This is a genomic window from Agrococcus citreus (assembly GCF_039527715.1).
GTDB lineage: Bacteria > Actinomycetota > Actinomycetes > Actinomycetales > Microbacteriaceae > Agrococcus > Agrococcus citreus.
Genome location: NZ_BAAAKK010000005.1, coordinates 558,677 through 567,189 on the forward strand (window position 1 = coordinate 558,677; position 8,513 = coordinate 567,189).

The window sequence follows — 8,513 nt, forward strand, 5'->3', positions numbered from 1 at the left end:
GTCGTTGCTCAGGAACCACCCTTCGTCGCATGCGGGATGATCGACGGCATGCCGTCGAAGCCCTCGCCCGATCCCACCGGCGGACTCCCTCGGATCGGCAGACCCGCCACGGGCGCGCTGCTCGCGCAGGGCGTCACGACGCTCGAGCAGGTCGCGCAGTGGCGCGAGGCCGAGCTGCTCGCGGTGCACGGCGTCGGGCCGAAGGCGGTCGCGATCCTGCGGGAGGCGCTCGCCGAGGCGGGGCTCGGCTTCCGAGCCTGACGCGCACGCCCGCGAGCCGGCTCCCACGGCTCACCCCCACCGCGCGGGGCTACGGTTGACCCGATGAGCATGATGGGTGGCGGCGGTGGCCGCGGCGGCAGGATCGCGATGCGCGACGAGGCGGCGCAGAAGGCGGCGAACGCCGATGCGCCGCAGGTGCCGTTCCTCGGCAAGCGCATCATGGCGCTCTTCGCGCCCCACAAGCCCGCGCTCGTCCTCACGATCGTGCTCGTGCTGTTCGTCGCCGCGATCTCGGTGCTGCCGCCCCTGCTGACGCAGCGCGTGTTCGACGAGGCGCTCTTCCCCGCGCAGGGCGGCCCCGACCTCGACCTGCTGCTCGTGCTGGTCGGCTCGATGGTGGGACTGCTGGTCGCCGCGAACCTGCTCGGGGTCTGGCAGACGTGGATCACCTCCCGCGTCGGCAACCGCGTGATGGGCGAGCTGCGCAACGCGCTGTTCGAGCGCCTGCAGAGCATGGAGCTCGCGTTCTTCACCCGCACGAAGACCGGCGTCATCCAGTCGCGGCTCCAGAACGACGTCGGCGGCGTCGCGAACGTGCTCTCGAGCACGATCTCGTCGGTGGTGGGGAACACCGTCACCGTCATCGCGAGCCTCGTGACGATGCTCATCCTGTCGTGGCAGCTGACGATCGTCGCCGTGCTGCTCACGCCGCTGCTCGTGCTGCTGCAGCGCCGCGTCGGACAGGTGCGCGCGCGCATCGCCACGAAGACGCAGGAGTCGCTGAGCGACATGACGGCCATCACGCAGGAGTCGCTCTCGGTCTCGGGCATCCTGCTCGCCAAGGCGTTCGGCCGCCAGGACGACGAGTCGAGCCGCTACCGCGCCGAGAACGACCGCCAGATCGACCTGCAGGTGCGCCTGACGATGAGCGGCCAGACGTTCTTCGCGCTGGTCTCGATCTTCATCTCCATCCTGCCCGCGGTCGTCTACCTCATCGCCGGCTACCTGATCACGGGCGGGGATGTGGGCGTCACGGCCGGCACGCTCGTCGCCTTCACGACGGTGCAGTCGCGACTGCTCATGCCGCTCATGGGCCTGCTGCGCGTCGCGCTCGACCTGCAGACCTCCGGCGCCCTCTTCGCGCGCATCTTCGAGTACCTCGACCTCGTGCCCGCGATCGAGCCGCCCGCCGACCCGAAGCCGCTCGACCCCGCGCGGCTCGGCGAGGTCGAGTTCGACGAGGTCGAGTTCCACTACCCGGATGCGAAGGAGGGCGAGCGCGCGACCCTCGACGGCGTCTCCTTCCGGCTCGCGCCCGGCACCTTCGCTGCGTTCGTCGGACCATCCGGCGCGGGCAAGACGACGATCGGCTACCTGCTGCCGCGCCTGCACGAGGCGACATCGGGATCGGTGCGCTTCGCGGGCACCGACGTGCGCAGGCTCGACCCGGCGGCGCTCACCGACAACATCGGGATCGTGAGCCAGGAGCCGTACCTGTTCCACGCATCCATCGCCGAGAACCTGCGCTACGCGAAGCCCGACGCGACCGACGAGGAGCTCGACGCGGCGACCCGCGCCGCGAGCATCTACGACACCATCCACCGGTTCCCCGACGGCTACGACACGATCGTCGGCGAGCGCGGCTACCGCCTCTCCGGCGGCGAGAAGCAGCGCGTCGCGATCGCGCGCGTGCTGCTCAAGGATCCCGCGGTGCTCGTGCTCGACGAGGCGACGAGCGCGCTCGACACCGTCTCGGAGCGCATCGTGCAGGCGGCGCTCGACGAGGCGGCGCGCGGCCGCACGACGCTCGCGATCGCGCACCGCCTCTCGACCATCCGCCACGCCGACGTGATCTTCGTCATCGACGCCGGGAAGGTCGTCGAGCAGGGCACGCACGAGGAGCTGCTCGGGCGCGGCGGCACCTACGCGACGCTGTTCGCGCAGCAGGCGCGCGGCTGACCCGCTGCCGTCAGGCGGGTGCCTCGGGGTCGAGCGCGTCCAGGTCCGGCAGGTCGGCGATCGCCGCGCGCCATGCCCGCGCGAGCGCATCCGTGTCGGCCGCGAAGTCGGCGTAGCGGCATCCGAGCCCGTTCGGCTTGAGCGCGATGCCCTCCTCCGCCCAGATCGGTCGCGCCGCAGGTGCGTGGTCACCGCCGATGTCGCCGGCGTGGGTCGTGATGCGCCACCACGGCACATCGGCGCCGTAGTGCCGCATGATCGAGCCCACTTGCCGCGGCCCGATGCCGCAGATCGCGGCGATCGCGCCGTAGGAGGCGACTCGCCCGCGCGGCACGAGCTCGACGCAGCGCAGCACTCGCTCGATGATGAGCTCCCGCCTCGCGTCCACGGCCCCATCCTGCCGCCCAGCGCAGCCCGTGCACAGCGGGGCCGGTAGGCTCGATCGTCAGTCAGGAGGCACGATGCGCTACGCAGAGTCGATCCTCGAGACCATCGGCGACACCCCGCTCGTGAGGCTCTCGAAGGTCACCGAGGGGATCGCGGCGACAGTGCTCGCGAAGGTCGAGTTCCTCAACCCGGGCGGCTCGGTGAAGGACCGCATCGCACTCGCGATGGTCCTCGACGCCGAGGAGCGCGGACTGCTGCAGCCCGGCGGCACGATCGTCGAGCCGACGAGCGGCAACACCGGCGTCGGCCTCGCGCTCGTCGCCCAGCAGCGCGGCTACCGCTGCGTCTTCGTCTGCCCCGACAAGGTCTCGGACGACAAGCGCGCGACGCTGCGCGCCTACGGCGCCGAGGTCGTCGTCACGCCCACCTCGGTCGCGCCCGACAGCCCCGAGTCGTACTACGGCGTCGCGAACCGGCTCACGGAGGAGATCGAGGGCGCCTACCAGCCCAACCAGTTCTTCAACCCGGCAGCCCCGGCCGCGCACGAGGCCACCACCGGCCCCGAGATCTGGCGCGACACCGAGGGCCGCCTCACGCACTTCGTCGCCGGCGTGGGCACCGGCGGCACCATCACCGGCACCTCGCGGTTCCTCAAGCGCGCCTCCGAGGGCGCCGTCACCGTCATCGGCGCCGACCCGGAAGGGTCGATCTACTCCGGGGGCACCGGCAGGCCCTACCTCGTCGAGGGCGTCGGCGAGGACATGTGGCCGGGCAACTACGACCCGAGCGTCGTCGACCGCGTGATCGCCGTCGACGAGGCCGAGTCGTTCGGTATGACGCGCCGGCTCGCGCGCGAGGAGGGGCTCCTCGTCGGCGGCTCGAGCGGCATGGCGGTCGTCGCGGCGCTCCGCGTCGCCCGCGAGCTGCCCGCCGATGCCGTCGTCGTCGTGCTGCTGCCCGACTCCGGCCGCGGCTACCTGCAGAAGGTGTACTCCGACGCGTGGATGCGCTCCTACGGCTTCGCGGCGGCCGACGGCGGCACGACGGTGCGCGACGTGCTGCGCGGCAAGGCCGGGCACGGCGGGCCGGATGCGCTGCCCGCGCTCGTGCACGCGCATCCGACCGACACCGTGCACGACGCGATCGAGATCATGCGCGAGTACGGCGTCAGCCAGCTCCCGGTGCTGACCGCCGAGCCGCCCGTCGTCGTCGGCGAGGTCGCGGGCGCGGTCGACGAGCGCTCGCTGCTCGACGCCGTCTTCGCCGACCGGGCAGAGCTCGCCGACCCGATCGCGAAGCACCTCGGCGCTCGACTGCCGCAGATCGGCATCTCGGAGTCGGTGGATGCGCTGCGCGCGGCACTCGCCGACGCCGACGCGCTGCTCGTGCTCGACGAGGCCAAGCCCGCGGGCGTCATCACCCGCACCGACCTGCTGACCCACCTCGCGAAGGAGGCCTGACGGTGACCGACCGCAGCGCGCCCGAATCCCTGCCGCACGCCGGACCCGACCGCGGCTTCTCGACCCGCGCCATCCACGACGGGCAGTCGTTCGACCCCCGCACCGGCGCCGTCATCCCGCCGATCTTCATGACCTCGACGTTCGTGCAGGACGGCGTCGGCGGCTTCCGCGACGGCTACGAGTACTCGCGCGGCGGCAACCCGTCGCGCGACGCGCTGCAGGTGCAGCTCGCGAGCCTCGAGGGCGGCAGCCACGCGTACACGTTCGGCTCCGGGCTCGCGGCAGAGGATGCCGTGCTGCGCGCCGCGCTCCAGCCCGGCGACCACGTGCTCATGGGCAACGACGTCTACGGCGGCACGCACCGGCTCGTCTCGCAGGTGTGGGAGCGGTGGGGCGTCGAGATCACGACGGCCGACGCATCCGACCTCGACGCCGTGCGCGCCGCGATCCGCCCGAACACTCGGGTGCTGTGGGTCGAGACGCCGTCGAACCCGCTCATGAAGGTCGCCGACATCGCCGGGCTCGCCGAGCTCGGGCACGCGGCCGGAGCGATCGTCGTGGCCGACAACACCTTCGCGACGCCCTACCTGCAGCAGCCGCTGTTGCTCGGGGCCGACGTCGTGCTGCACTCGACGACGAAGTACATCGGCGGGCACTCCGACCTCGTCGGAGGCGCTGCGGTGACCGCCGACGCGGGCCTCGCCGAGCGCATCGCGTTCCAGCAGTTCGCGGTCGGCGCCGTCAACAGCCCGTTCGACGCGTGGCTCACCTCGCGGTCGCTCAAGACGCTCGCCGTGCGCATGGACCGTCACTGCAGCAACGCCCAGGCGGTCGCCGAGGCGCTCGTCGGCAACCCCGCCATCACGGCGGTGCACTACCCGGGCCTGCCCGACCACCCGCAGCACGAGCTCGCCGGGCGGCAGATGCGCGGGTTCGGCGGCATGGTCTCGATGCAGCTCACGGGCGGCCACGAGGCGGCGCTCGAGCTCGTGCGTCGCACGCGGGTGTTCCAGCTCGCGGAGTCGCTCGGCGGTGTCGAGAGCCTCGTGTGCCTGCCGTCCGAGATGACGCACGCGTCCGTGAAGGGCACCGAGCTCGCCGTCCCCGACGACCTTCTGCGGCTCTCCGTCGGCCTCGAGGACTCCGACGACCAGATCGCCGACCTGCTGGAGGCGCTCGCCTCGCTCTCGTAGCGGCGCTCAGGCCAGCACGAGCCGCCCGACCGCACGCCGCGCGGCCCGCGCCGCGGCGGCGGGGAGCGACACGTCGCTGATCAGCACGTCGAGCTCGTCGAGCGCCGCGAACGTCGACAGGCCCTGCACGCTCCACTTCGACGCGTCGACGAGCACGACGGTCGCGCGCGCGGCCGCCATGAGCGCGCGGTTCGTCTCGGCCTCCGCGAGGTTCGGCGCGGTGCAGCCGCGCTCCGCATCGATGCCGTGCGCGCCGAGGAAGAGCATGTCGAGGCCGATCGACGCCGCGCTGCGGTTCGCGACGGGGCCGACGAGCGCGTCCGACCGCGTGCGCTCGCCGCCGGTGAGCACGACCTGCTCGCGGTGCGGCAGCGCGAGCGCGACCGAGAGCGAGTTCGTGACGATCGTGACGCCCGGCACGTCGGCGATCCGGCGCGCGAGCTCGAGGGTCGTCGTGCCCGCGCCGATGCCGATCGCCGTGCCCGGGCGCACGAGCGAGGTCGCGGTGCGCGCGATGCGCTCCTTCTCGTCGCGATGCAGCATGGCCTTCGCGAGCGGCCCCGGCTCCTCGGTCACGGGGGAGCGCGCGAGCCGCACGCCGCCTCGGACGCGCTCGGCTCGCCCCTCTGCGACGAGCCGATCGGCATCGCGCCGCACCGTCATCGGCGAGACGCCGAGCGCGGCGGCGAGGTCGGCAATGCGCGCGATGCCCGCGTCGCGCACGTGGTCGAGGATGCGCTCGCGACGCTCGACGTCGAGCAGGCCGGCCTCGAGGGGCGTGCCCGGATGCGACGCGCGAGCCGCGCGAGCGGTGCTCGGCCCGGACGATGAGCGGTTGCCGTCCATGCGCACACTTTCGCACAGCAGCACGCACGAGCGCACAGCGTCGGGCATGATCGACGGGTGAGCCGCATCCGCCAGACGACCGACCGCCTCGCCGACGGACGAGAGATCGTCTACTTCGACGACGCCGGCACGTCGGCCCGCCCGCGCCGCGCCGACGCCCGGGAGCTCGACCCGAGGCCCGCGACGCCGACGATGCGCTTCGATCCGCTGAGCGCGGAGTGGGTGACCGTCGCGACCGCGCGACAGGGCCGCGTGCACCTGCCGCCGGCCGAGTTCGACCCGCTCGCCCCGCAGTCGCCCACGAACCCGAGCGAGATCCCCGACGACTACGACGTCGCCGTGTTCGAGAACCGCTCCCCGTCGTTCGGCCCGGGCACAGCGACCGACGAGCTCGCGGCGGCCGTGCACGACGACGCGACCGTCGAGCGCGCGGGGATCGGCGCTGCCCGCCCCGCGATCGGCCGCTGCGAGGTCGTCTGCTTCAGCCCCGACCACGCGGGCTCGTTCGGCACCCAGTCGACGCTGCGCGCTCGCACCGTCGTCGAGGCGTGGGCGGAGCGAACGCGGGCGCTCTCCGCCGTGCCGGGGATCGAGCAGGTCTTCCCGTTCGAGAACCGCGGCGTCGAGATCGGCGTGACGCTGCACCACCCGCACGGGCAGATCTACGGCTACCCGTACGTGCCCCAGCGCATCCGGCGGATCTGCGCGTCGGTCGAGGAGCACGGCCGGAGGCTCTTCGCCGACATCCTCGACAGCGAGCGGCGGGGGCCGCGCGTGCTCATCGAGGGCGAGCACTTCACCGCGTTCGTGCCGTTCGCGGCCCGCTGGCCCGTCGAGGTGCAGCTCATGGCGCACCGGCAGGTGCCAGACCTCGCCGAGACGACCGACGCCGAGCGCGATGAGCTCGCGCAGCTGACGCTGCGGCTCGCGCGCGGCCTCGACGCCCTCTACGACGCCCCTTTGCCGTACATCGCCGGCTGGCTGCAGGCACCGGTCGCCGAGCACCGCGACGACGTGCGGCTCACGTGGCAGCTGACGAGCCCCCGCCGCGCCGCCGACAAGCTCAAGCACCTGGCGGGCTCCGAGTCGGTGATGGGCGCATGGGTGGCCGACATCAACCCCGAGGAGGGCGCCGCGCGGCTGCGCGACGCCATCGCGAAGGCGGACGAGACGCGGCCGGTCGAGCCGCTGTCGACCGGGGCGGGGGCCGACCATGCGTGACGCGTTCGAGAACGCCTTCGGCGCCGAGCCCGACGGCACCTGGTCGGCGCCGGGGCGCGTGAACCTCATCGGCGAGCACACCGACTACAACGGCGGCCTCGCGCTGCCCTTCGGCATCGACCGGCGCACGCGCGTCGCGGTGCGGTTGCGCGACGACGACATCGTGCGGGTCGCGACCGACTCGGTGGAGGCGCAGGCCGACGAGGGCCGGGGTGTCGTGACAGCGACGCTCGCGACGGCGGGCGAGGCGACCGGCTGGAGCCGCTACCTGCTGGGCGCCGTGCACGTGCTGCGGCGCGAGCGGGGCGTCGAGGGCAGGGGGTTCGACGCGCTGGTGTCGAGCGACGTGCCCGTCGGCGTCGGCGTCTCGTCGTCGGCGGCGCTCGAGTCGGCGGTGATCGTCGCGCTCGACGAGCTGTGGCAGCTCGGCATCGCGCGCCGCGAGATGGTGCGGCTCGGCCAGCTCGTCGAGAACGAGGTCGTCGGCGCCCCCACGGGCACGCTCGACCAGTCGGCCGTGCTGCTCGCCGAGCGCGACCACGCGGTGCTGCTCGACTTCCGCGCCGACACCGCCGAGCAGGTGCCGCTCGGCTTCGAGGCGGCCGGGCTCGAGATCCTCGTGATCGACTCGCTCGTGCGCCACGACCACGCGACCGGAGGCTACGGCGAGCGCCGGCGCGAGTGCGAGGAAGCTGCCCGCATCGCCGGCGTCCCCACGCTGCGCGAGATCCCGGTCGACGAGGTCGAGTCGTGGGCCGATCGGATGCCGCCCCACGTGCACCGTCGGCTGCGGCACATCGTCACCGACACCGATCGCGCCGCGCGCGTCGCCGCGCTCGTGCGCGAGGGGCGGCCGCGCGAGATCGGTCCCATCCTCACCGACGGCCACGTCTCGCAGCGCGACGACTTCGAGGACTCCGTGCCCGCGATCGACGCGGCCGTCGAGGCGGCGCTCGCGGCCGGCGCCCTCGGCGCACGGCTCACGGGCGGCGGCTTCGGTGGCGCCGCGATCGCGCTCGTCGACGCATCCGAGTCCGAACGCATCGGCGCCGAGGTGGCGGATGCGGTGGCCGCGGCCGGGCACGCGCGCCCGGTCGTGTTCGCCGTGCGCGCCTCGCAGGGCGCCCGCCGCGACCCCGACGCCTGACCCGCCCGCCCGGGGTGGTCACGACACGCCGTCGTCCTCCCGCAGGGTGGTCACGACACGCCGTCGCCGGGGTGTCCG

At 73.4% G+C, this 8,513-nt stretch carries 8 protein-coding genes; 6 read left to right on the forward strand and 2 right to left on the reverse strand.

Annotation, left to right across the window (positions count from 1 at the left end):
- Positions 1-48 precede the first annotated feature (48 nt).
- Positions 49-261 (forward strand): helix-hairpin-helix domain-containing protein, encoded by a 213-nt coding sequence (locus ABD106_RS11625; protein WP_343920510.1) that lies wholly within the window; start codon positions 49-51, stop codon positions 259-261.
- A gap of 63 nt (positions 262-324) precedes the next feature.
- Complete coding sequence (locus ABD106_RS11630) at positions 325-2,181, forward strand: ABC transporter ATP-binding protein (RefSeq protein ID WP_343920512.1); 1,857 nt, start codon at positions 325-327, stop codon at positions 2,179-2,181.
- 10 nt (positions 2,182-2,191) lie between these two features.
- Here ABD106_RS11630 and ABD106_RS11635 read toward each other — a convergent pair whose 3' ends face one another.
- Positions 2,192-2,569, reverse strand: a complete 378-nt coding sequence (locus ABD106_RS11635) for an MGMT family protein (RefSeq protein WP_343920514.1) — start codon at positions 2,567-2,569, stop codon at positions 2,192-2,194.
- 73 nt (positions 2,570-2,642) lie between these two features.
- On the opposite strand from ABD106_RS11635, the gene ABD106_RS11640 reads away from it, so the two are divergent.
- Together ABD106_RS11640 and ABD106_RS11645 are read left to right on the forward strand one after the other, a co-directional pair.
- The gene (locus ABD106_RS11640; protein WP_343920516.1) at positions 2,643-4,028 is read left to right on the forward strand and encodes a cystathionine beta-synthase; all 1,386 of its coding nucleotides are present in this window, start codon (positions 2,643-2,645) and stop codon (positions 4,026-4,028) included.
- Positions 4,029-4,030: 2 nt separating this feature from the next.
- Positions 4,031-5,221 (forward strand): cystathionine gamma-synthase, encoded by a 1,191-nt coding sequence (locus tag ABD106_RS11645; RefSeq protein WP_343920518.1) that lies wholly within the window; start codon positions 4,031-4,033, stop codon positions 5,219-5,221.
- 6 nt (positions 5,222-5,227) lie between these two features.
- Here the strand turns inward: ABD106_RS11645 and ABD106_RS11650 are convergent, their stop codons facing one another.
- A complete protein-coding gene (locus ABD106_RS11650) occupies positions 5,228-6,115 on the reverse strand; it encodes a DeoR/GlpR family DNA-binding transcription regulator (protein ID WP_343920520.1) in 888 nt (295 codons plus the stop codon).
- A gap of 9 nt (positions 6,116-6,124) precedes the next feature.
- Here ABD106_RS11650 and galT point away from each other — a divergent pair, with 9 nt between their 5' ends.
- Together galT and galK are read left to right on the forward strand one after the other, a co-directional pair.
- Positions 6,125-7,288: a galactose-1-phosphate uridylyltransferase gene (gene galT / locus ABD106_RS11655; protein WP_343920522.1), complete on the forward strand. Its 1,164-nt coding sequence runs from the start codon at positions 6,125-6,127 to the stop codon at positions 7,286-7,288.
- Positions 7,281-8,435, forward strand: coding sequence for a galactokinase (galK, locus tag ABD106_RS11660; RefSeq protein WP_343920524.1), 1,155 nt, complete (start codon positions 7,281-7,283; stop codon positions 8,433-8,435). The genes galT and galK overlap by 8 nt, the downstream gene beginning before the upstream one ends.
- Positions 8,436-8,513 lie beyond the last annotated feature (78 nt).

Bases quoted from the DNA above. Each gene is read 5' to 3' on its own strand.
- ABD106_RS11650 (WP_343920520.1), bottom strand. From the start codon at position 6,115: ATGCCCGACGCTGTGCGCTCGTGCGTGCTGCTGTGCGAAAGTGTGCGC.
- galK (WP_343920524.1), top strand. From the start codon at position 7,281: ATGCGTGACGCGTTCGAGAACGCCTTCGGCGCCGAGCCCGACGGCACC.
- ABD106_RS11640 (WP_343920516.1), top strand. From the start codon at position 2,643: ATGCGCTACGCAGAGTCGATCCTCGAGACCATCGGCGACACCCCGCTC.
- ABD106_RS11630 (WP_343920512.1), top strand. From the start codon at position 325: ATGAGCATGATGGGTGGCGGCGGTGGCCGCGGCGGCAGGATCGCGATG.
- ABD106_RS11625 (WP_343920510.1), top strand. From the start codon at position 49: ATGCCGTCGAAGCCCTCGCCCGATCCCACCGGCGGACTCCCTCGGATC.